Origin of the sequence: Mesorhizobium sp. BR-1-1-10 (assembly GCF_020165595.1) — a bacterium.
GTDB lineage: Bacteria > Pseudomonadota > Alphaproteobacteria > Rhizobiales > Rhizobiaceae > Mesorhizobium > Mesorhizobium australicum.
In genome coordinates this window covers 38,166-59,855 of record NZ_JAIUIL010000007.1, presented here as the reverse complement: position 1 = coordinate 59,855, position 21,690 = coordinate 38,166, and the positions used below count along the sequence as shown (strand labels likewise).

At 63.1% G+C, this 21,690-nt stretch carries 23 protein-coding genes, 1 pseudogene and 1 riboswitch; of the genes and pseudogenes, 17 read left to right on the top strand and 7 right to left on the bottom strand.

The genetic code is table 11. The features are described 5' to 3' along the window. The first annotated feature begins 8 nt into the window (after positions 1–8). Complete coding sequence (locus tag LB555_RS16585) at positions 9–761, top strand: crotonase/enoyl-CoA hydratase family protein (protein ID WP_015318822.1); 753 nt, start codon at positions 9–11, stop codon at positions 759–761. Between the two features lie 8 nt (positions 762–769). On the opposite strand, the gene pdxH is transcribed toward LB555_RS16585, so the two are convergent. Beyond that, on the bottom strand, positions 770–1,387 hold the full coding sequence (pdxH, locus tag LB555_RS16580; RefSeq protein ID WP_140617306.1) for a pyridoxamine 5'-phosphate oxidase: 618 nt from the start codon (positions 1,385–1,387) through the stop codon (positions 770–772). A gap of 40 nt (positions 1,388–1,427) precedes the next feature. Here pdxH and LB555_RS16575 point away from each other — a divergent pair, with 40 nt between their 5' ends. The 4 genes from LB555_RS16575 to LB555_RS16560 all read left to right on the top strand — a co-directional run bounded on the left by LB555_RS16575 (position 1,428) and on the right by LB555_RS16560 (position 4,490). Next, positions 1,428–1,889: an RT0821/Lpp0805 family surface protein gene (locus LB555_RS16575; RefSeq protein ID WP_015318820.1), complete on the top strand. Its 462-nt coding sequence runs from the start codon at positions 1,428–1,430 to the stop codon at positions 1,887–1,889. Between the two features lie 100 nt (positions 1,890–1,989). After that, the gene (locus LB555_RS16570; RefSeq protein ID WP_140724792.1) at positions 1,990–2,922 is read left to right on the top strand and encodes a DnaJ C-terminal domain-containing protein; all 933 of its coding nucleotides are present in this window, start codon (positions 1,990–1,992) and stop codon (positions 2,920–2,922) included. A gap of 103 nt (positions 2,923–3,025) precedes the next feature. After that, positions 3,026–3,844 carry an enoyl-ACP reductase FabI gene (gene fabI / locus LB555_RS16565; RefSeq protein WP_140661425.1) on the top strand — a complete coding sequence of 273 codons (819 nt, stop codon included), beginning with the start codon at positions 3,026–3,028 and terminating at the stop codon, positions 3,842–3,844. A gap of 52 nt (positions 3,845–3,896) precedes the next feature. After that, the gene (locus tag LB555_RS16560) at positions 3,897–4,490 is read left to right on the top strand and encodes a histidine phosphatase family protein (protein WP_140661424.1); all 594 of its coding nucleotides are present in this window, start codon (positions 3,897–3,899) and stop codon (positions 4,488–4,490) included. Between the two features lie 9 nt (positions 4,491–4,499). On the opposite strand, the gene LB555_RS16555 is transcribed toward LB555_RS16560, so the two are convergent. Further along, positions 4,500–4,763, bottom strand: coding sequence for a DUF1344 domain-containing protein (locus LB555_RS16555; RefSeq protein WP_015318816.1), 264 nt, complete (start codon positions 4,761–4,763; stop codon positions 4,500–4,502). Between the two features lie 183 nt (positions 4,764–4,946). On the opposite strand from LB555_RS16555, the gene aroC reads away from it, so the two are divergent. Then, positions 4,947–6,062 (top strand): chorismate synthase, encoded by a 1,116-nt coding sequence (gene aroC / locus LB555_RS16550; protein WP_224683284.1) that lies wholly within the window; start codon positions 4,947–4,949, stop codon positions 6,060–6,062. A gap of 92 nt (positions 6,063–6,154) precedes the next feature. Further along, complete coding sequence (ribB, locus tag LB555_RS16545) at positions 6,155–7,255, top strand: 3,4-dihydroxy-2-butanone-4-phosphate synthase (RefSeq protein WP_224595845.1); 1,101 nt, start codon at positions 6,155–6,157, stop codon at positions 7,253–7,255. Positions 7,256–7,274: 19 nt separating this feature from the next. On the opposite strand, the gene LB555_RS16540 is transcribed toward ribB, so the two are convergent. Then, positions 7,275–8,495 (bottom strand): MFS transporter, encoded by a 1,221-nt coding sequence (locus LB555_RS16540; RefSeq protein WP_015318813.1) that lies wholly within the window; start codon positions 8,493–8,495, stop codon positions 7,275–7,277. 120 nt (positions 8,496–8,615) lie between these two features. Between LB555_RS16540 and LB555_RS16535 the strand changes: the two genes are divergently transcribed. After that, entirely contained in the window at positions 8,616–9,224 is a 609-nt protein-coding gene (locus LB555_RS16535; protein WP_140823329.1) for a TetR/AcrR family transcriptional regulator, read from the top strand. Positions 9,225–9,314: 90 nt separating this feature from the next. Next, positions 9,315–10,298 carry a hypothetical protein gene (locus LB555_RS16530; RefSeq protein WP_224683283.1) on the top strand — a complete coding sequence of 328 codons (984 nt, stop codon included), beginning with the start codon at positions 9,315–9,317 and terminating at the stop codon, positions 10,296–10,298. A gap of 116 nt (positions 10,299–10,414) precedes the next feature. On the opposite strand, the pseudogene bluB reads toward LB555_RS16530, so the two are convergent. Beyond that, positions 10,415–11,020, bottom strand: a pseudogene (gene bluB, locus LB555_RS16525) (5,6-dimethylbenzimidazole synthase); the annotation flags it as partial. 71 nt (positions 11,021–11,091) lie between these two features. Continuing rightward, positions 11,092–11,274, bottom strand: a riboswitch (cobalamin riboswitch). Positions 11,275–11,452: 178 nt separating this feature from the next. Between bluB and LB555_RS16520 the strand changes: the two are divergent. The 6 genes from LB555_RS16520 (at position 11,453) to LB555_RS16495 (ending at position 16,408) form a co-directional block, all read left to right on the top strand. Further along, a complete protein-coding gene (locus tag LB555_RS16520; protein ID WP_224683282.1) occupies positions 11,453–12,379 on the top strand; it encodes a histone deacetylase family protein in 927 nt (308 codons plus the stop codon). Between the two features lie 3 nt (positions 12,380–12,382). Continuing rightward, positions 12,383–12,634 (top strand): exodeoxyribonuclease VII small subunit, encoded by a 252-nt coding sequence (locus tag LB555_RS16515; RefSeq protein WP_015318808.1) that lies wholly within the window; start codon positions 12,383–12,385, stop codon positions 12,632–12,634. Positions 12,635–12,726: 92 nt separating this feature from the next. After that, complete coding sequence (locus LB555_RS16510) at positions 12,727–12,993, top strand: DUF2277 domain-containing protein (RefSeq protein ID WP_015318807.1); 267 nt, start codon at positions 12,727–12,729, stop codon at positions 12,991–12,993. Between the two features lie 39 nt (positions 12,994–13,032). Continuing rightward, positions 13,033–13,953, top strand: coding sequence for a pirin family protein (locus LB555_RS16505; protein WP_140823327.1), 921 nt, complete (start codon positions 13,033–13,035; stop codon positions 13,951–13,953). Positions 13,954–14,028: 75 nt separating this feature from the next. Continuing rightward, a complete protein-coding gene (dxs, locus tag LB555_RS16500; RefSeq protein ID WP_224683281.1) occupies positions 14,029–15,966 on the top strand; it encodes a 1-deoxy-D-xylulose-5-phosphate synthase in 1,938 nt (645 codons plus the stop codon). A 148-nt stretch (positions 15,967–16,114) separates the two neighbouring features. Beyond that, the gene (locus LB555_RS16495) at positions 16,115–16,408 is read left to right on the top strand and encodes a hypothetical protein (protein WP_015318804.1); all 294 of its coding nucleotides are present in this window, start codon (positions 16,115–16,117) and stop codon (positions 16,406–16,408) included. Here LB555_RS16495 and LB555_RS16490 read toward each other — a convergent pair. Next, on the bottom strand, positions 16,405–16,806 hold the full coding sequence (locus LB555_RS16490; RefSeq protein ID WP_140617295.1) for a GFA family protein: 402 nt from the start codon (positions 16,804–16,806) through the stop codon (positions 16,405–16,407). The genes LB555_RS16495 and LB555_RS16490 overlap by 4 nt on opposite strands. A 174-nt stretch (positions 16,807–16,980) precedes the next feature. Between LB555_RS16490 and LB555_RS16485 the strand changes: the two genes are divergently transcribed. Beyond that, on the top strand, positions 16,981–17,745 hold the full coding sequence (locus LB555_RS16485) for a TlyA family RNA methyltransferase (protein WP_224683280.1): 765 nt from the start codon (positions 16,981–16,983) through the stop codon (positions 17,743–17,745). Next, complete coding sequence (locus LB555_RS16480) at positions 17,742–18,986, top strand: class I SAM-dependent RNA methyltransferase (RefSeq protein WP_224683279.1); 1,245 nt, start codon at positions 17,742–17,744, stop codon at positions 18,984–18,986. Before LB555_RS16485 ends, LB555_RS16480 begins: the two co-directional genes overlap by 4 nt. Positions 18,987–19,208: 222 nt before the next feature. Here LB555_RS16480 and LB555_RS16475 read toward each other — a convergent pair whose 3' ends face one another. Beyond that, the gene (locus LB555_RS16475; RefSeq protein ID WP_181171246.1) at positions 19,209–19,892 is read right to left on the bottom strand and encodes a transglutaminase-like cysteine peptidase; all 684 of its coding nucleotides are present in this window, start codon (positions 19,890–19,892) and stop codon (positions 19,209–19,211) included. A gap of 235 nt (positions 19,893–20,127) precedes the next feature. Then, entirely contained in the window at positions 20,128–21,540 is a 1,413-nt protein-coding gene (gene tldD / locus LB555_RS16470; protein ID WP_224683278.1) for a metalloprotease TldD, read from the bottom strand. Positions 21,541–21,690 lie beyond the last annotated feature (150 nt).

Below are 21,690 nucleotides of genomic sequence, written 5' to 3'. Positions count from 1 at the left end.
AAAACACCGTGACAGACCACATCCTCGTCGACCGCCAGGGCGCCATCCAGATCATCCGCATGAACCGGCCGGACAAGAAGAACGCGCTGACGCGTGCCATGTATGCGAAAATGTCGGCGGCCCTTGCCGAAGGCGACGCCGATCCGGCGGTCCGCGTTCATGTCTTTTTCGGCGTGCCGGGCGCCTTTTCCTCCGGCAACGACCTTGCCGATTTCATGGTCGTGGCCACCGGCGGCGATGGCGGCACCGAAGTCTGGGATTTCCTGATCGCCCTGGCCGGGGTCGAAAAGCCCATCGTATCCGGCGTCGATGGTATCGCGGTCGGCATCGGCACCACGATCAACCTGCACTGCGACCTGACTTTCGCCACGCCGCGCACCGTGTTTCGGACCCCCTTCGTCGATCTCGGCCTCGTGCCCGAGGCAGGGTCGAGCCTTTTGGCGCCCCGCATCCTGGGCCAGCAGGGTGCTTTCGCCCTGCTCGGTCTCGGTGAGGGCTTTTCGGCCGAGCGCGCGAAGGCCGCCGGGCTGATCTACGAGGTGGTCGAGGAAGGTGGGCTGGAGGCTTCGGTGCTTGCAGCGGCCGGCCAGATCGCGGCCAAGCCACCGCAAGCGCTCAAGATCGCGCGCGACCTGATGCGTGGCTCACGCGACGATCTGGTTGCCCGCATCGGGATAGAGAGCGAGCATTTCCGCGAGCGGCTGAAATCCGACGAGGCGCGCGCCGCTCTCACGGCATTCATGACCAGGAAAAAGGGCTGAAGGTTTTTTCAGGGATAGAGCCTGGCCTTGTCCCAGCCGCCTGCCGCGTTGCGTGAAAAGACCACGCGGTCATGCAGCCGGAACGGCCGGTCGTGCCAGAATTCGATCGTCTTCGGCACGATCCGGAAGCCCGACCAATGTTTCGGCCGCGGGATTTCGCCGATGGCATAACGCGCCGTGTATTCTGCGACCGCCTTTTCCAGCGCGAAGCGGCTTTCCAGCGGGCGCGATTGCTTCGACGCCCAGGCGCCGATGCGGCTGCCGCGTGGCCGCGTGGCGTAATAGCTGTCGGCTTCCGCATCGCTGACGAGCTCCACCGGACCGCGAATGCGCACCTGGCGGCGCAGCGATTTCCAATGGAAACACATCGCCGCCTTCATGCTGCCAAGAATCTCCTGGCCCTTGGCGCTCTCGAAATTCGTGTAGAACACAAAGCCGCTTTCATCGAACCCCTTGAGCAGCACCATCCTTACGTCCGGCATGCCCTCGGCATCGACGGTCGCCAATGCCACGCCATTGGCATCGTTGATTTCGCTCTTGGTAGCGTCGTCCAGCCATGCGGCAAAGAGGCGAAACGGCTCGGCCGCCTCGGTAAAGTCACTGCTTGTTAACTCTGTGTCACTCATAGTTTTTCTCAAATTGTCACGAGACCAGGGAGGTTGCCGATTGTCGCGTATCGCGCAAGCTTTTGACAGCAGGCAATGGGGCGTTATCGCTTCAGCCAGCACGAAAGCGGCGATCGTGGCAGTCGCCCTGCCGCTCGCGGCCTGCGGTGCAGGTGGCTTCAGCCTGGAAAAGGCCGAAGTCGACCGCTCGATCCTGACCAGCAGCACATCGGCTTCGCCCAAGCCGGCCGATTCGGATCGCGACTCCGACCAGACGACGATCGGCAATGCGGTATCGTCCGCCGATATCGAGCAACTCGGCGGCCAGGCGGTGCCGTGGGCGAACACCGGCACCGGCTCGCGCGGCTCCATCACCGAACTGGCGGAATTGAAGGACAGCGGCCAGACCTGCCGCCGCTTCAAGGTTTCGCGCGAAAGCTTTGACGGCGTTGCCATGTTCCAAGGCGAACTCTGTCTTGCCGGTGCCGGCGGCTGGCGCATGCAGGGCTTCAAGGCACTCTGATTTTCCGCCGTCGATATGAAGGTCCGCTACTGGAATTTCTTCCTATGCGAGCGCATATAGGGGGCAAGTATGGACTCAACTCATTTCCAGGGCAGGAAGCATGCGCGACCCCTATGAGGTGCTGGGCGTTGCAAAGAACGCATCGGCCAAGGACATAAAATCGGCGTACCGGAAACTCGCCAAGAAGCATCATCCGGACCAGAATCCGAATGATCCCAAGGCGAAGGACCGTTTTGCCGCGGCCAATCAGGCCTATGAGGTCATCGGCGACGAGAAGAACCGTGCGGCTTTCGATCGCGGCGAGATCGACGCCGACGGCAAGCCGCGTTTCCAGGGTTTTGAAGGTGCGGCCGGCGGTGGCGACCCCTTTGCCGGGTTCCGCCGCCAGCAACAGGGCGCCGGAGGCTCGCGATTCGAGTTCCGTTCGGGCCGTCCGGGCGGCGATCCATTCGACGGCAACAGCGATATCTTCAGCCAGATCTTCGGCGATGCCTTTTCAGGCGCGCGCGGGCCAGGCGCGGGCGACCGCCGCCAGGCGGCGACAGCAGCCGACCTGAACGTCACGCTCGACGTCACCATCGAGGAAGCGGCCAATGCCGAGAAGGTGACGGCGATGTTCCCGGATGGCCGCAAGGTTGCGGTCAAGCTGCCGGCCTATGTCGAGGATGGCCAGACCATCCGGCTGAAGGGCCAGGGCGAGCAGGGACCGGGCCAACCCGGCGACGCACTGGTCAAGATCCATATCCGCCGGCATCCACGTTACCGCATCGAAGGCCGTGACCTGCACGCCGACCTGCCGGTTTCGCTGGCCGATGCGGTGCTGGGCGCCAAGGTGCCGGTCGAGACGCCGACAGGCAGGCTTGCGGTCAACGTTCCCGCCTGGTCGAGCTCGGACAAGGTCCTGCGGCTCAAGGGCAGGGGCTTGCCGGAGAAAGCCGGCGGCCATGGCGATCTCTATGCCCATGTGCGCATCATGCTGCCGGAAGGCGGCGACAGCGCGCTGGAATCGCTGTTGCGCGGCCAAAAAGGCTGATCGTGAGCTTTTGTCCCCCGAACTGTCCGGTTTGAACGCTTGAAGGGGCTCTGTGCCTGTGCGATAGGCACTCCACAAAGCAGATATCTTGCGGAGAACACGCATGGCGGGTGGACAGGGCCTGATGGCCGGCAAGCGCGGCCTGATTCTTGGCGTCGCCAACAACAGGTCGATCGCTTATGGCATTGCCAAAGCCTGCGTCGATCACGGCGCCGAGATCGCACTGACCTATCAGGGCGAAGCCTTCAAGAAGCGCGTCGAGCCGCTGGCCACGGAACTGGGCGCCTTTGTCGCCGGCCATTGCGACGTAACCGATCCGGCGAGCCTGGACGAGGTCTTCGCCAATGTTGCCAAGCATTGGGGCAAGCTCGACTTCCTCGTGCACGCCATCGCCTTTTCCGATAAGGACGAACTGACCGGCCGCTATGTCGAGACGACGCGCGACAATTTCCTGCGCACCATGGACATTTCGGTCTATTCCTTCACCACCATCGCCAAGCGCGCCGAAGCGCTGATGACCGAGGGCGGGTCGCTGCTGACGTTGACCTATTACGGCGCCGAGAAGGTCATGCCGCACTATAACGTCATGGGCGTCGCCAAGGCGGCACTGGAGGCCAGCGTGCGTTATCTCGCCGTCGACCTTGGCGCCAAGAAGATCCGTGTCAACGCCATCTCGGCCGGTCCGATCAAGACGCTTGCCGCCTCCGGCATCGGCGACTTCCGCTACATCCTGAAGTGGAACGAATACAATTCGCCACTGAAGCAGACGGTCACGCAGGAAGAGGTCGGCGATTCCGGCGTCTATTTCCTGTCCGACCTGTCGCGTGGCGTCACCGGCGAAGTGCACCATGTCGATTCCGGCTACCACGTCGTCGGCATGAAAGCGGTCGACGCACCCGATATTTCGACGGTCAAGGATTAGCTCTCCCCGCCTTTCCTCCGTCCAGGCCCTGGCCCGATCTCCGGAAGAGCTGATGTACCCGCTGGTTTATATCGTGCGCCACGGCCAGACCGCGTGGAATGCCGAGTTCCGGCTTCAGGGCCAGGCCGATACCGATCTCAATGCTCTCGGCCGCGAACAGGCGAGCGCAAACGGGCATCGGCTGGCCGAACTCGTCGGCGCTCCCCAGGAATTCGACTTCGTCGCCAGTCCGATGAGACGCACGCGCGAAACGATGGAACGCATCCGCGCCGCCATGAGGCTCGATCCGCTCGCCTATCGAACCGATATCAGACTGATTGAAGTCAATTTCGGCGATTGGCAGAGTTTTACCTTCGCCGAGCTTGAGAGGCAGTCGCCCGGCGCGAGCCGATCCCGCGCACTGGACAAGTGGAATTTTCAGCCGCCAGGTGAAGGCGCGGAGAGCTACCAGATGCTGCTCGAACGGGTGAAGCCATGGTTCGATGAGCTTCGGGGGCAGACGATTTGCGTGACGCACGGGGGCGTCATGCGCACCCTGTTTCGCTTCGTGCTCGATATGGCCGAGGACGAGGCCGCGAACCTGGAGATACCGCAGGATCGCGTGCTCAAACTTGAAGGCAGGAGCCTGGAGTGGCTCGCCCGGTGACGCCAACTCCTAGTTCGTGTCGCTGTCCCCCGGCAGCTGCATGTCGGTGACGACGTTTTCGCCATCGGTCACATCGTAAGCAATGACGATGTCCATCCCCGGCTTCAGCGCATCAAGATCGGTTTCGGCGTTCAGCTTGTAAGATTTGCCGTCGTCCAGCGTCAGCGTCAGCGCGTCCTTGTCGATCTTCTTGATCAGGCCTTCGGTCTGGCCGGCAAAGGCGGCGGTGGAGAGCAGCAGCGTGGCGGCAACAGCGCCAATCAGGGTACGCATCATCGTCCTCTTTGGTCATTGCGCCGGCCTGGGTGGCGGCGGATCCTCAACGGCGAATGGAGGAGAGCAGAAACCAACCGAATGTGTCAAAACTAAATCCGTCGGATCACAGTTTGACCACTGTGGAAAACGCCAATAGAAGGCTGGCTTCAGCCGGTTTCGATGCCGGGCAGGGCACTTTCCATGTCTCACAACACGTTCGGCCATCTTTTCCGCGTCACCACCTGGGGCGAGAGCCATGGCGCGGCGCTCGGCTGCGTGGTCGATGGTTGTCCGCCGGGTATCCGTTTCACGCGCGATGAAATCCAGGCCGAACTCGACAAGCGCCGCCCGGGTCAGTCGCGCTTCGTCACGCAGCGCCGCGAGCCGGACGAAGTGAAGATCCTCTCAGGCTTCGTCCTCGACGAGGACGGCGCGACGATGATCACCACCGGCACGCCGGTGTCGATGTTGATCGAGAATGTCGATCAACGCTCGAAGGACTATGGCGAGATCGCCCGCCAGTTCCGGCCGGGCCATGCCGACTACACCTACGACGTCAAATACGGCATACGCGACTATCGCGGCGGCGGCCGCTCCTCGGCACGCGAGACCGCTGCCAGGGTCGCTGCCGGCGCGCTCGCCCGCAAAGTGGTGCCGGGCATGGTGGTGCGCGGCGCGCTCGTGTCGATGGGCGAAAAGTCGATCGACCGCGCCAACTGGAACTGGAATTTCATCGGCGATGCCGAGAACCCGTTCTTCACGCCGGATCCGGCTTCGATTCCTGTTTTCACGCGGTATCTCGACGGTATCCGCAAGGCCGGTTCCTCGGTTGGCGCGGTGATCGAGATCGTCGCCGACGGTGTGCCTGCCGGCCTCGGCGCGCCGATCTACGCCAAGCTCGACCAGGACATCGCGTCCGGCTTGATGTCGATCAACGCCGTCAAGGGCGTCGAGATCGGCAATGGTTTCGAGGCCGCCCGCATCACCGGCGAACAGAATGCCGACGAGATGCGCATGGGCAATGACGGCAAGCCGGTGTTCCTGTCCAACAATGCCGGCGGCATCCTGGGCGGCATCTCGACGGGCCAGGCGATCGTCGCCCGTTTTGCGGTGAAGCCGACTTCGTCGATCCTGACGCCCCGGAAGTCGATCGACAAAGACGGCAACGACGTGGAGGTGATGACCAAGGGTCGCCACGATCCCTGCGTCGGCATCCGAGCCGTGCCGATCGGCGAGGCCATGGTTGCCTGCGCCATTGCCGACCACTATCTGCGGCATCGAGGACAGACGGGGAAGGGAATAGGCGGTAGGGAATAGGCAGTAGTCAGTGGTCAGCTGCCAGCCCGGCCTTTTATTCCCCTAACCCCTACTGCCCAGTCCCTATTCCCTGCGAGCGAAGCGAGCATTCCATGTCTTACGACCAGAAGAAGATTGTCGAAGCCATCCGCGCCTTCGAACGCGGCGAGATCGTCGTCGTCATGGACGATGACGGGCGCGAGAACGAGGGCGACCTGATCGTCGCCGCCGTCCATTGCACGCCGGAGAAGATGGCCTTCATCGTTCGCAACACGTCGGGTATTGTCTGCACGCCGATGCCGCGCGAGGAGGCTAAACGGCTGAACCTCGCGCCGATGGTGGCCGACAATGATTCGGCTCACACCACCGCCTTTACCGTCAGCGTCGACTTCAAGCATGGCACGACGACAGGCATTTCGGCCGACGACCGCACGCTGACCGTGCGCAACCTCGCCAACGGCAATGTCGGCGCCTCCGATTTCGTCCGCCCTGGCCACATCTTCCCGCTCATCGCGCGCGAGGGCGGCGTCTTGATGCGCTCGGGTCATACCGAGGCGGCGGTCGATTTGTGCAAGCTCGCCGGCCTGCCGCCGATCGGCGTGATCTCGGAACTGGTCAACGACGACGGCACCGTCAAGCGCGGCCCGCAGGTCGCGGCTTTCGCCGAGGAGCATGGCCTCAAGCAGGTATCGGTCGCCGACCTCATCGCTTACCGGCAGCGCAAGGAGACCCTGGTCGAGCGCGTCGCCTGCTCCGACATCGAGACGCTGGGCGGCAAGGCGCAGGTCTTCACCTACACGCTGCCCTGGGACACGATGCATCACGTCGCCATCGTCTTCGGCGACATCCGCGATGGCGAGGAGGTGCCGGTGCGGCTGCATTCGGAGGATGTGGTGACCGACGTGTTCGGAACCAGCCACCGGCTCGACGGCATCATGAAGGCGATGGGCGAGCGCAAGCGCGGCGTCATTGTCTATCTCAGGGAAGGCTCGGTCGGCGTTGCCCACCAGGAGCGCAACCGGCCGGCGCCAGGCGACCGCGAGGACCATGAAGAGGCGCGCCGGCGCGAGAGCGAATGGCGCGAGATCGGCCTTGGCGCCCAGATCCTGAAGGACCTCGGCATTTCATCCATTAACCTGATTGCCTCGCGCGAACGCCACTATGTCGGCCTCGAGGGTTTTGGCATTCACATCGCCAAGACCGAGATCCTCTGATCTCGACAAACCCTGCCTGTCACTCGGCCGGGATTGCCGCCTCGCATCCTTCCAACTCGCATTCGTGGGTGGCGAGGCTGCGCTGGCCGAGCAGCACCGTGATCAGCGCGATAGCGCCTGACGTCACCGAGACCCAGAATCCGTTCTGGGCGCCGAATGCATCCACCACGGCGCCGGCGGCGAAGGAGCCCAGCGCCATGCCGATGCCGATCCCGGTGGTTACCCAGGTGATGCCTTCGGTCAGCATCGCTTCCGGGACATGCCGCTCGATCAGGCCGAAGGCGGTGATGAAGGTCGGCGAGATCGCCACGCCACTGATGAAGACAGTCAGCGCGAGCGCTGGCACGGTGCTGGCGGTAAGCGGCAGCAGTGTGCCGAGCGCGACCAAGGCAACCGCGATGGCGAGCTGGCGTTGCAGCGGTGCTTTCAGGTTGAGCGCGCCGATGATGATGCCGAGCACGAAGGAGCCCAGCGCATAGACGCCGATGACGAGACTGGCAGTGCCCGGCTGGCCGAGTTCCTTGGTGATCGCCACCGTGCTCACCTCCGTCGTCGCGAAGGTCGCGCCGATGAAGATCATGGCGAAGGTGATGATTTGGACCGGCCCCAGGCGGATTGCCGAGCCGCTGGAGCCATGGTCCACCGGCCGCACTTGCGGCTCGGTCGAACGCTGCAGAATGAAGGCTGTCGAGCCCAAGGCGAGGAACAGCGTGCTGACGGCAACGCCCGCTTCCGGGAACAGCGCGGCGCTGAGGCCCACAGATAGCGATGCGCCGGCAATATAGACCAGTTCGTCCGCCGCCGACTCGAAGGCGAAGGCGGTGTTCATCTCGGGCCGGCCCCGGAAAATCTCGGTCCAGCGCGCCCGCACCATGGCCGGCATGCTTGGCATCGCCGCGGCCAGCAGCGCCGACGCGAACAGCGTCCATACCGGCCAGTCTTGATTGGCCGATGCGATCAGGGCCGCGAATGCGAGCACGGAGATGATGGTGGTGGGTACGACAACCCGCGTCTGGCCGAGGCGGTCGACCAACCTCGATATCTGCGGCGCCAGGAAGGCATTGGCCAAGGCGAATGTCGCCGAAACCGCACCCGCCACCCAGTATTCGCCACGCGTCTGCGACAGCATCGCCACGATGCCGATCGGGGCCATGGCGATCGGCAGGCGCGCCATGAAGCCGGCGGCGGCAAAGCCCCTGGCTCCGGGAGCGCGAAAGATTTCCGAATAGGGGTTTTGCATGATCCTGTTCCTCGACAAGGGGCGATTCGACAATTACATACGAGACGTATAAGTGTTAAATAGAGCATACGTCGCGTATGTCAATTGGCATACGGAGCGTATGTAAGTAAGGCCAGAAGCATGCATCGACCGCGCAAGGAGATGATCGCCGAAACACGCGCCAAGCTGATCGCCGCGGCACGCCAGGCTTTCGGTACCATCGGCTATGCCGAAGCGTCGATGGATGATTTCACCGCGTCGGCCGGGCTGACGCGCGGCGCCCTTTATCATCACTTCGGCGACAAGAAGGGACTGCTTGAGGCGGTTATCGCCGAAATCGACGCGGAAATGGCGGCCCGGGTGAATGAGGTCGCGTCGCGGGCGCCGACCCGCTGGCAGCATTTCGTGGACGAATGCACCACCTATATCGAAATGGCGCTGGAGCCGGAAATCCAGCGCATCATGTTCCGGGATGGTCCGGCTGTGCTGGGCGATCCGGCACTGTGGTCGAATGCCAATGCCTGCGTCGGTTCAATGACCGATCATCTGACAGCGCTGCAGCGGGAAGGGGTGGTCGTCCCCGGCGTCGACCCGGAGTCGGCAGCGCGGCTGATCAATGGGGCGAGCAGCCAGGCCGCGCAGCGCATCGCCAATTCGCAAGATCCCGAAACGACATCGAAGATGGTGGTGGCCGCGTTCAAGCAATTGCTCGAAGGCCTGCTGAAAAAGCCGGAAGCGCTTTCAAGATGAACCACCATGGCAGTCCCGCCACTGCCTGCAATTGACAATAGCCGGTTTGAGCGCATCCTCCGCAGCCATCTCTGAGGGGAGATTCGGGGCATGTGGGATTTCGATATCGGCAGGTCGGTGTCCATCATGATGCGGACCTGGCCTTTCATTGTCTTTCGCATGATCGTCTATTTCGGCATCACGCTGGCCTACATCGTGGCCACCGGCACCGGCGCCTCCGTCGGCTATGGCGTCGGCCATATTTCCACCGATCCCGACGGACCATTGTCTTTTGCGATGTGGGGCGGCGTGGTCGGTTTCGGCATCGTCTCGATCGCCGTCTACTGGATCCGCGAATACATCCTCTACGTCGTCAAGGCGGGCCATATCGCCGTCATGGTGCATCTGATCGACGGCCATGATATTCCCAACGGCCAGAACCAGATCGCCTACGCGAAAGAGGTCGTGACCGAGCGTTTTGCCGAGGCCAACATCCTTTTCGTCGTCGACCAATTGGTCAAGGGCGCCATACGCGCCATCACCGGCCTGCTCGGCGGCATCGCGGCCTTCCTGCCCATTCCTGGCCTGAGCGGCCTGGTTTCGTTCCTCAACACGGTGATTCGCCTGTCGCTGACCTATGTCGACGAGATCATTCTCGGCTACAACATCCGCGTCAGTTCGTCCTCGCCGTTCGAAACCGCGCGCCAAGGCGTCGTGCTCTACGCCCAGAACAGCAAGACCATGGTCAAGAACGCCGTCTGGCTAGGGGTCATCATGTGGGGCGTGTCGTTCGTGATTTTCCTGCTGATGCTGGCTCCGGCAGCCGCTATTCTTTACGTCATGCCCGGGCAGCTCGCCGGCTGGGCTTTCGTGCTGGCAATCGTCTTTGCCTGGGCTTTCAAGGCGGCCTTCATCGAGCCGTTCGCCATTGCCTGCCTGATGCAGGTCTATTTCAAGACCATCGAGGGTCAGGTGCCCGATGCCGCCTGGGACGCCAGGCTGGCCGAAGCCTCGTCGAAGTTCAGGGAACTCAAGGACAGGGCACTGGCTTCTTTCGGTGGCTCACGGTGGGGCACTGCCGGCGCGACGAGCTGATCAACCGGCCTCGCGGGCGCACCGGCGACGGTACCGAGGCGCGCCACTGCTGATTTGAGCAGCGCTTCGCCTTGTCCGCGAAAAGTCTCGCTCATGATAAGCTCGGGCAACGGCAGCCGCCGGCCCCAGCCGTGTGTTTCGAGATCCGGCTTCGGTGCGAATTCGGAAACGCGGCCGACGCAGAGATAGGCGATCGGCGTCACCTGATCGGGAATGGCCAGCAGGCTTTTCAGCGCTTGCGCCTCGATGATGCTGACCCAGCCGACGCCAACGCCCTCGGCGCGTGCCGCCAGCCAGAAATTCTGCACCGCGCAGACCGTGCTGTAGAGATCCATCTCCGGATTGTGCCAGCGCCCCAGCGGCGAGCCTTTCGAGCGCTCGCGGTCGCAGGTGATGCAGATGTTTAGAGCGCTTTCGCAAATGCCTTCGAGCTTGAGCTTGCGGTAGAGCGCCTGCCGTTCTGCCTCGATTTCAGGCAGTTCCCGTTCTCGCGCGGCCAGGAACAGGTCGCGCACTTCCGCCCGCCACGCGGCATCGCGAATGATAATGAAATTCCAGGGTTGCATGAAGCCGACCGACGGCGCGTGATGGGCGGCAAGCAGCAGCCGCGCCAGCACCTCGTCGTCGATCGTCTCCGATGTAAAATGGTTGCGGACGTCGCGCCGTGTGAAGATGGCGCGGTAAACAGCGTCGCGCGCAATCTGGTCAAATCCATCGCCCATTGGAGCGGTCATAGCTTCCGGCATCGCTTGTCCCCTTGCGATTGCAATCGATGTCATCCGCCTGACCATGCGGATGACGATGCCTGCCAGGCCGGTCTTCTGGCTCGGGATCGACCCGCGTCCGGTGCCTTCCCGTCATCGACAGTGGCATTTACCGGCGCGGTCCCCCTCACAGCGTTGGGCACGCCACGGAGTTCAACCGTGTTCCCGATTCTCCCGCCAAGGCATTTGCAGCCAAGTGGAATCACTTGGCGTCGCAGAATGCCGCTAAAACAAACAGCCCGGCGGGCACCAGGCAGTGGTTGCGACCTTACGCCGAAGGGCCGGCGACGCCAATGCCCGCAGCGACATGAATGGACGCAGGTTCGATTTTCCCCAGCGATCAAGCCGCAACGCATGGCCATCACGACGCCGGGGCACTAGATAGGGGGCATGGCCACCCGTCTCTACACGCACCCGATCTTTCTCGAACACATCACGCCGCCCGGTCACCCCGAGCGGCCCGACCGCCTGCGCGCCATCGAGCGCGTGCTCGACGACGAAGCTTTTGCCACGCTTGACCGCGTCGAGGCACCGCACGGCGACGAGGCGACCATCCTCTACGCGCATCCCGCCGATTTCGTCGCGCGTGTCCGCGCCGCCATCCCCGACGAAGGCATTGCCCGCATCGACGCCGACACCACCGCCAGCCCGAAAAGCTGGCAAGCGGTGATTACGGCGATCGGTGCCGCCAATGCTGCCGTCGACGACGTCTTTGCGGGCCGCGCCGACAACGTTTTCGTCGCCGCCCGTCCGCCCGGCCACCATGCCGAAAAGACCACGGCCATGGGCTTCTGCTTCTTCAACACGGCGGCAATCGCAGCGCGCTATGCGCAGAAGAAGCACGGCGCCGAGCGTGTCGCGGTCGTCGACTGGGACGTGCACCACGGCAACGGCACGCAGGATATTTTTTGGGACGATCCCTCGGTGCTCTATTGCTCGACGCACCAGATGCCGCTTTATCCCGGCACGGGCGCGAAGAGTGAGACCGGCGCCGGCAACATCGTCAATGCGCCGCTGGCGCCTCGGACGGGCAGCGAGGTGTTTCGCGATGCGTTCCTGTCGCGCGTGCTGCCGGCACTCGACAATTTCGCGCCGGATCTGATTATCGTTTCGGCCGGCTTCGACGCGCACCATCGCGACCCGCTGGCGGAAATCAATCTGACCGAAGACGATTTCGACTGGGCGACCGGCCAGCTGATGCAGCGCGCCGCAATCCACGGCGGCAACCGGCTCGTCAGCCTGCTCGAGGGCGGCTACGATCTGCAGGGATTGGCATTTTCGGTCGCCGCCCATGTCGGGCGACTGATGAAAGGATAAATGATGACCGGTGAGATCAACGAAGACGTCAAGGCGATGAGCTTTGAACAGGCACTCGACGCACTGGAGAAGATCGTCGATGATCTGGAGCGTGGCGACGTGCCGCTCGACCAGTCGATCCGGATTTACGAGCGCGGCGAGGCGCTGAAGGTTCATTGCGACCGGCTGCTGAAGGCCGCCGAGGACAAGGTCGAGAAGATCAGGCTGTCGCGCGACGGCAAGCCGGTTGGAACCGAGCCGCTCGACGCGGACTGAGGTCCGGAGCAGCCTTACCGGTTTTTGGACACGATCATCATTGAGGATACAGTTCGTCCCGATTGAAACGGACAAGAGGAGATACGGAAGCGATGTGCAGAAACATCAAGACCCTGTTCAATTTTGATCCGCCGGCAACCAACGACGAAGTCCGCGACGCGGCACTGCAGTTTGTCCGCAAGCTGAGCGGCACGACGCGGCCTTCTGCCAAGAACCAGCATGCGTTCGATCATGCGGTCGAAGCCATCGCGGCATCCGCACGCGAATTGCTCGATTCCCTCGAAACCCACCAGCATCCGCGCAATCGCGAAGAGGTGGCGGCCAAATTAAAAGCGAAAGCGGCGATCCGGTTCGCCTGATATGCCCAAGCGCCCACTGACCGCTGACGAGGAGAGTTCATGAGCTTTTTCCCCGGCAAGGACCCTGAGGCCGGCGATGCCTTCGCCAGCGACCAGATCGAGCTGATGGTTATCCCTAACGCCAAGGACATTGGCGGTTTCGAGGTGCGTCGCGCCTTGCCGACCGCCAAGCGGCGCCTGGTCGGGCCGTTCATCTTCTTCGATCGAATGGGTCCCGCGATCATGCGCGCGGGCCAGGCGCTCGATGTCCGTCCCCACCCGCATATCGGCCTGTCGACCGTGACCTATCTGTTCGACGGCAAGATCAGGCACCGCGATTCGCTCGGCACCGAAATGGTCATTCAACCCGGCGACGTGAACCTGATGACGGCCGGTCGCGGCATCGTCCACTCCGAACGCACGCCGCAGGAATTGCGCGGCGCGCCGATGTCGATCTCCGGCCTGCAGACCTGGTTGGCTCTGCCGGACGGCAAGGAAGAGGTGGCGCCGGTGTTCGAGAACACAGCGGCGCTGCGGCTTCCCGAAATCGACGCCGAAGGCGTCAGCGGCCGCGTCGTCATCGGTGATTTCCAGGGTTTGCGGTCTCCGGTGCGGGCCGATTCCGAGACACTCTATGCAGATTTGCGGCTGGCGCCCGGCGCCAGCGTCAAAATCCCGCCCGATGCCGAGGAGCGCGCCATCTACACGCTGGAGGGCGAGGTCTCGATTTCGGGTGATGTCTTTCCAGCGGAACGGCTGCTGGTGTTCCGGCCCGGCGACGAGATCGTCATATCGTCATCGACGGGTGCGCATTTCATGCTGTTCGGCGGCGCGTCTCTCGGTTCGAAGCGCTACATCTGGTGGAATTTCGTTTCCTCGTCCAAGGAGCGCATCGAGCAGGCCAAGCAGGAATGGAAGACCGGCCGCTTCGATATCGTTCCTGGCGATGAGAAAGAATTCATCCCGCTGCCGGAAGGCTGAGAAGATCGGTGAGGGGCTGACCGTCCGCGTCAGCGACACGCATTTACTTTCGCCGGCCGGCGGCCTATCCCGCCGATGAACAGAAAGTCTGGGCCCAACGTGAACGCAACGCCGCATACGCCGCTTCTCGATAGGGTTCGCGTCCCGGCCGACCTGCGCACGCTGGCCGAGAGCGACTTGCCGCAATTGGCATCGGAGCTTCGCCTCGAATTGATCGACGCGGTGTCGCGCACCGGCGGCCATCTCGGTGCCGGCCTTGGCGTGGTCGAACTGACCGTGGCACTGCATTATGTCTTCAACACACCCGATGACCGGCTGATCTGGGATGTCGGCCACCAGGCCTATCCGCACAAGATACTGACCGGCCGTCGCGACCGCATCCGCACCTTGCGCCAGGAAGGCGGGTTGTCGGGCTTCACCCGCCGAGCCGAGAGCGAATATGACCCGTTCGGCGCCGCCCATTCCTCGACATCGATATCGGCCGGCCTCGGCATGGCCGCCGCCCGCGACCTCTCAGGTGGCCGCAACAATGTCATTTCCGTCATCGGCGACGGCGCCATGTCGGCCGGCATGGCTTATGAGGCGATGAACAATGCCGGCGCGCTCGATGCGCGCCTCATCGTCATCCTCAACGACAATGACATGTCGATCGCCCCGCCAACCGGCGCCATGAGCGCCTATCTGGCGCGTCTGGCTTCCGGCAAGGCCTATGTCGGCCTGCGCGACTTTGGCAAGAAGCTGACCTCCTATCTAGGCAAGCGGGCCGATCGAGCCATCACCCGCGCGGTCGAGCATGCGCGCGGTTACGTCACCGGCGGCACCTTGTTCGAGGAACTCGGCTTCTATCACATCGGCCCGATTGACGGTCACAATCTGGAGCATCTCATCCCGGTCCTGAAAAATGTCCGTGACAACGGCAAGGGTCCGGTGCTGATCCATGTCGTCACCCAGAAGGGCAAGGGCTACGCGCCGGCGGAGGCGGCTGCCGACAAGTATCATGGCGTCAACAAATTCGACGTCATCACCGGCGCACAGGCCAAGGCGCCAGCCAATGCACCGGCCTACACCAAGGTGTTTGCCGAAAGCCTGATCCAGGAGGGGCGCGAGGACGACCGCATCGTCGCCGTCACCGCCGCCATGCCGGGCGGCACCGGCCTCGACCTGTTCGGCGAGGTGTTTCCGTCAAGGACTTTCGACGTCGGCATTGCCGAGCAGCATGCGGTGACCTTCGCCGCCGGCCTGGCGACGGAAGGCTACAAGCCCTTCGCCGCGATCTATTCGACCTTCCTGCAGCGTGCCTACGATCAGGTCGTCCATGACGTCGCGATCCAGAAACTGCCGGTGCGTTTCCCCATCGATCGCGCCGGCTTTGTCGGCGCCGACGGTGCCACCCATTGCGGCGCGTTCGACACCACCTTCCTGGCAAGCCTGCCGGGCTTTGTCGTAATGGCCGCGGCCGACGAGGCGGAATTGCGTCACATGGTGCGCACCGCCGCCAGCTATGACGACGGGCCGATCGCCTTCCGCTATCCGCGCGGCAACGGCGTCGGCGTCGACATGCCCGAGCGCGGCTCTGTTCTGGAGATCGGCAAAGGCCGCGTCGTCCGGGAAGGCAGCAAGGTTGCCCTCCTGTCCTTCGGCACAAGGCTGCAGGATTGCCTCATCGCGGCCGAGGAACTCGGCGCGGCCGGGCTTTCCACCACGGTCGCCGATGCCCGTTTCGCCAAGCCGCTCGACCAGGATCTGATCCGGCGGCTGGCCCGCTCGCATGAGGTTCTGGTGACGGTGGAGGAGGGCGCAATTGGCGGCTTCGCCAGCCATGTGCTGCAATTCCTCGCCCATGAAGGACTGCTCGAAAGCGGCCTGAAGGTACGCCCGCTGGTGCTGCCGGATGACTTCACCGACCACGCCAAGCCAGAGAAGATGTATGCCGATGCTGGCCTCGACGTCGCCGGAATCGTGTGCACCGTATTCACCGCGCTCGGTCATACGGTCCGCGCCCAGCGCGCCTGAATCAAAACCTCAACAGCTTGAATCAGTTTGCCGGCTCGATTTTATAAGGCACTGTTAACGCTGCCATTTGGCGTTTTGCTTACCCTGTCCCTTGGCCGTTTTTCAACGCCGCCCTGCTAGATCACAGCCAGGCAGGGAGACAACGAGAATGAAGACGCTTCTGTGCGGCGCGGCCTTCTTGGCGGTGATGGTCGTACCGGCTGCCGCCGAAACGCCCTACGACCGCAATCTCGAAAAGGCGGCGATAGGCATTGTCGCCGGCAAGATGGGCGATATCCGCGGCGGCTTTTCCTACAAGCAAATTCCGCAGCTTGTGGTGCCGCCGGATCCTTCGCCTGTATCACCTGTTGCGACCGGGCATGCGCGTGAGCAGGCTTCAGGCGGTCGAGACGACGGTTTGTCTCCAGCCATCGAGCGCCAGGCTCCGCGAACCATCTTCTAAAACCACATGTCGCGTACGCAGCGGCCGTCGCGCGGCAGATCGTCGTACGTGTCGAGACCATCGAAATGGTCGATCGGCAGATCGGCGACGGCCTCGGGGGGCGCCAGCCGGACATTGACGGCCATGCGTCTTCGACCCGAGGCGCTGGCGCGCAGTCCGCGCCAGCCGAGCACGCAGGCGCAACGCGGGCAGAACAGGATCTCGAGCGACGGGTCTTCCTGTCCGGCGCGCGTATAGCTGCCCATTGGCCCCGAAACGCGAATGCGTTCGTCGACATAATCATAGGCCCAGAGCGTGCCATAGCGGCGGCAAAGCGTGCAGTTGCAGGCCGTCACCGGGCCGGGGTCGCCCTCCAGCGTCCAGTGGGCGGCGCCACAGTGGCAGGTTCCCGTCAGCATTCGTTCTCCTTCGAGTTGCGACAAACAGAGGGCTCTTCGTGACCAATATTCTGCCGGACCCGGCATGATGGGCGCAAGCCGCGGCCTGGTTCGATGCACCAGCCGCTCTCGTAGGATCACTTTGGTCCATCTAATGTCCTTGCCTTCACCGCGGGCTTTCGTCAGAGAAGGCCGATGAACTCGCCTCTGCCAGCCAGCACACGCCAGCGGCTCGACGACCTGCTCGTCCAGCGCGGGCTGTTTGCCAGCCGCTCGCGCGCCCGCGACGCGGTGGAGCGCGGCACGGTGACGGTCGACGGCGCCATAGCCCGCAAGCCCGGCCAGAACGTTTCGCCGCAATGCGTTGTCGCCATCGACGATCCGGCGCAAGCCTATGTCTCGCGCGCCGCGCTCAAGCTGATCGCCGGGCTCGACCATTTCAGCCTCGACCCGGCCGGTCGCGAGGCCCTCGACATCGGCGCCTCGACCGGCGGTTTCACCCAGGTGCTGCTCGAACGCGGCGCGTCCCATGTCACGGCAATCGATGTCGGGCATGGCCAGATGCATCCTGATGTCGGTGGTGATCCGCGCGTGACCGTGATCGAGGGCCTGAACGCGCGCGATCTCACCGTTGCCGATCTTGCCAGCCGCAATCCGGATTTCATCGTTTCCGACGTCAGTTTCATCTCGCTGAAACTGGCGCTGCCGCCGGCACTCGCCATTGCCAAGCCCGGCGCCGGTGCGATCTTTCTGGTCAAGCCGCAATTCGAGGCCGGTCGCGAGGCGATCGGCAAGGGCGGTTTGTTGAAGGATCCCTTCGATGCCGCCCGTGTCGCGGGCCTGCTGCAGGATTGGCTGGATGCCGTTCCCGGCTGGCGCTCGCTTGGCCTGCATCTGTCGCCGATCGAAGGTAGCGACGGCAATCGCGAATTCCTGCTCGGTGGGATCAAGGACCGATGAGCGTACGCTTCACAATACGAAAGCTCGGATCGCAGGGCGACGGCATCGCCGAAACCGAGAGTGGCGATCTGTTCATTCCCTTCACGCTGCCAGGCGAGATCGTCACCGCCGCGCGCGAGCGGGATCGCGCCACGCTGATGGCGGTGCTGGAAGCCTCTCCGCTGCGCGTCGAACCAGCCTGCCGCCATTTCACCGAATGCGGCGGCTGTGCCCTCCAGCATTTCGAGACCGAAGCCTATCGCCGATGGAAACGCGAAAAGGTGGTGCACGCATTGAAGGGCAAGGGCATCGAGTGCGAGATTGGTGAACTGGTCGCCTGCGCGCCGCAGTCGCGCCGCCGCGTCGTGCTTGCCGCCCGGCGCACGGACGCAGGCATGCTGCTCGGCTTCAATCGCCATCTGTCGCCCGAGATCATCTCCATATCCGAATGCCCGATCTCACTGCCCGAGATCGTCGCGGCACTCGGCCAGCTGAGGGCGCTGGCCGAATTGATATGCGCCACCACCAAATCGTTCCGGATGGCGGTCACCGTTACGGGTTCCGGCCTCGACATCGCGGTGCACGAGTCAGGCAAGCTCGGCGAACACCAGCGCCGTATCGCCTCCAACTTTGTCATTGCGCAAGGCTTTGCCAGGCTGTCCATCGATGACGAGATCGTCATCGAACCAAGGAAGCCCGTGGTCATGTTCGGCAGTGTTGCGGTCGCCGTGCCGCCCGGCGCCTTTCTGCAGGCGACGGAGGCCGCCGAACGGACCATGGCCGAGATCGTCGGCGGACATCTGAAGCGTGCAAAAAAAATTGCCGATCTCTTTGCCGGTTGCGGCAGCTTTGCCTTGCGGCTGGCGGCGAAATCGGAAGTCCATGCGGTCGAAGGCGACGCGGCCGCGCTTTCGGCGCTCGACCGGGGATCACGTTTCGCGACCGGCCTCAAGCGGGTGACGGGCGAACGACGCGACCTGTTTCGCCGGCCACTGACCTTCAAGGAGTTGAACGCCTTCGACGGCCTTGTCTTCGATCCGCCGCGCGCCGGCGCCGAAGACCAGTCGACGCAGATCGCCCGCTCGGACGTTCCATACGTTGCCGCGGTGTCCTGCAACCCGGTGACGCTGGCCCGCGACCTGCGCATTCTCATCGACGGCGGCTATACCTTAACCAGCGTGACGCCAATCGATCAGTTCCTGTGGTCGCCACATGTCGAGGCGGTCGCCTTGCTGGAAAAACCCAAGAAGAGGCGCGGCTGAGCACGTTTCGTTCAGACTACTGAGCCACAGAAAACCGCGCTTCCCAAGCGCTGCTGCGGGATCCTCCGGTTAAAGCGACTCCAGGAAGAATGGGTAGCGGTTTTCCGTCCGGAATTGCGTCGAAATGAAGAGAGAGCGGTTCAGCGCTTCTATCAAACACCGAACCGCTCTAAAAAAGCCGCCGAACGCCTGTAATGCCTGAACCGTACGGTCCAGGCAGGCTCAATCTACGAGCTTTGCAGCATTCGCGAAGGTTTTCGGCGTGCCGCCTCGCTGGTTGACCGACTGCCAGACATTCGGATTCTGCTGCGATTGACGTTTCAGGAAGTAGTAGCCGGTTGCGTTCCAAGGCCTGATTTGGTCGACCATATTGTCGAGGACAAGATCGCCTTTATCGGTTTTCACCGTCAGGATGGTGTGGCCCTCATTGTTGAGATCGCGCACGACCGTCATCAACAGCGCTTGTCGGGGAAATCCAGCCTCTTGAAGGAGCTTGCGTTTGTAGAGGGCGTAGATCTTGCAATCGCCTTTGCCGTCAACCGGATAATCCCAATGGTCAGCCATCGTGCCCCAGTGATCGAAATTGCTGACGGGTTTGATGGCGCTGTTCGCCTTCTGATTTATCCGCTTGAGGATGCGGAAGGTCCGCGCTGTCAGCTTGACATTCGCGGCCGGCAGAGCCGGCACCTTGCACTCTTTTGGGCGGCGATGACAGAAATCGATCCAACCGTAGGGGACGCTGGTGCTTCCACCCACGGAGGCAGAGCGCGACCCATCCATGGAAGATTGGGTCGATCGCGACTTGAACAAAGTCGACTGGGCCGACGCCGGACTGGCTAGCAGCGATGCCGCACCAATCAACGAAACAAAGCCAAGCAGGAGAGCCAGGACGGGGGAGTGCCGCATTGCCAAAACCACCACCGCAACGAGGAACTGGTGCTGCGTTCGTGCGTGAGAGGCAGCCCAGGCAGTCAAAGACCTAATAATTTGTTAATGTGGATTGTGTCCACTTCAAGGTCCCGGCCGCCGAAAAGCCGGTCCCTGTCAGGCCGGCCCCTGTCAGGATCACAATGGGCATGGTGGAGGGCGCCTGCATCCGGAAACGTCACGGCGGGCGATGACACCGGAACGGCACCGAGTTTCAAACCCGCGTGCCGCCGACCGTCATCTGGTTCATCCTGAGATGCGGCTGGCCAACGCCGACGGGTACGCCCTGGCCGGCCTTGCCGCACATGCCGATGCCATTGTCGAGCTTCATGTCGTTGCCGACCATCGAGACGCGGTGCATGGCATCAGGCCCGTTGCCGATCAGCATCGCGCCTTTGATCGGCTGTGTCACCTTGCCGTTCTCGATCATGTAGGCCTCGGTGCAGCCGAACACGAATTTGCCCGACGTGATGTCGACCTGGCCACCGCCGAAGGATACGGCGTAGATGCCGTTCTTGACGGAGGCGATGATTTCGTCCGGCTCCATGTCGCCTGAGGTCATGTAAGTGTTGGTCATGCGCGGCATCGGCTGGTGCGCATAGCCTTCTCGCCGGCCATTGCCAGTGGCTTTCATGCCCATCAGCCGGGCATTCTGCCGGTCCTGCATGTAGCCGACCAGTTTGCCGTCCTCGATCAAGACGTTGCGGGCCGAAGGCGTGCCTTCGTCGTCGACGGTGAGTGAGCCGCGCCGCTCTGGGATGGTGCCGTCGTCGACGACCGTCACCCCCTTGGCGGCCACCTGCTGCCCCATCAGGCCGGCGAACGCCGACGTCTTCTTGCGGTTGAAATCGCCTTCAAGACCATGACCGACGGCTTCGTGCAGCATCACGCCCGGCCAGCCATTGGATAGCACGATGTCGAAAGTGCCTGCCGGGGCCGGGATTGCCTCCAGGTTGACCACCGCTTGCCGGAGCGCCTCCCTGGCGGCGTGCTTCCAACTATCCTCGATCAGGAATTCGCCGAATGCCTTGCGCCCGCCCATGCCATAGGAGCCGCTTTCCTGGCGGTCGCCTTCGCCGACGACGACCGAGACGTTGACGCGGACCATCGGCCTGATATCGCGCACTATCTGGCCGTCGGCACGAACGATCTCGACATGCTGCCAGGACGCGGCGATCGAGGCCGTTACCTGGCGCACGCGTGGATCCTCGGCGCGCAGCCAGGCGTCGATTTCTTGCAGCAGCTTCGCCTTGGCCTCGAAGGAAGGCGAGGGGATCGGGTTCTCGTCGCCGTAGAGATGGCGGTTGGTACGGGCGGGGGCTGCCGCAAGCGTGCCGGAATAGCCACCCTTGACGGTCGAGACGGCTTCGGCCGCGCGCAGCAGCGACGCCTCGGACAGGTCGCTGGAATGAGCGTAGCCGCTGGCCTCGCCGGCGACGGCCCGCAGGCCAAAGCCCTGGTCGATGTTGAAATTGGCGGTTTTCAGCTTGCCATTGTCGAACATCAGCGCTTCGCTCTCGCTGTATTCGAGGAAAAGCTCGCCGTCGTCCGCGCCCTTGATGGTGTCAGCGACGATCTGCTTGATGCGGTCGTCTGAAATGTCGAATTGGCCGATCAGGCTGTTCATGGCGCGTCCGTCCGTGGGATGTTTGCTTTCCCCCGATGTAGGCGTGAAGCCGCGCCCGCACAATCGGCAATGAGGAATCGGCGCCGACGAATGATTCGTTCGCTGAACGCAGGGCATGCGTCTGGGGTCGGCAAAAGCCGCGTCCAGGCC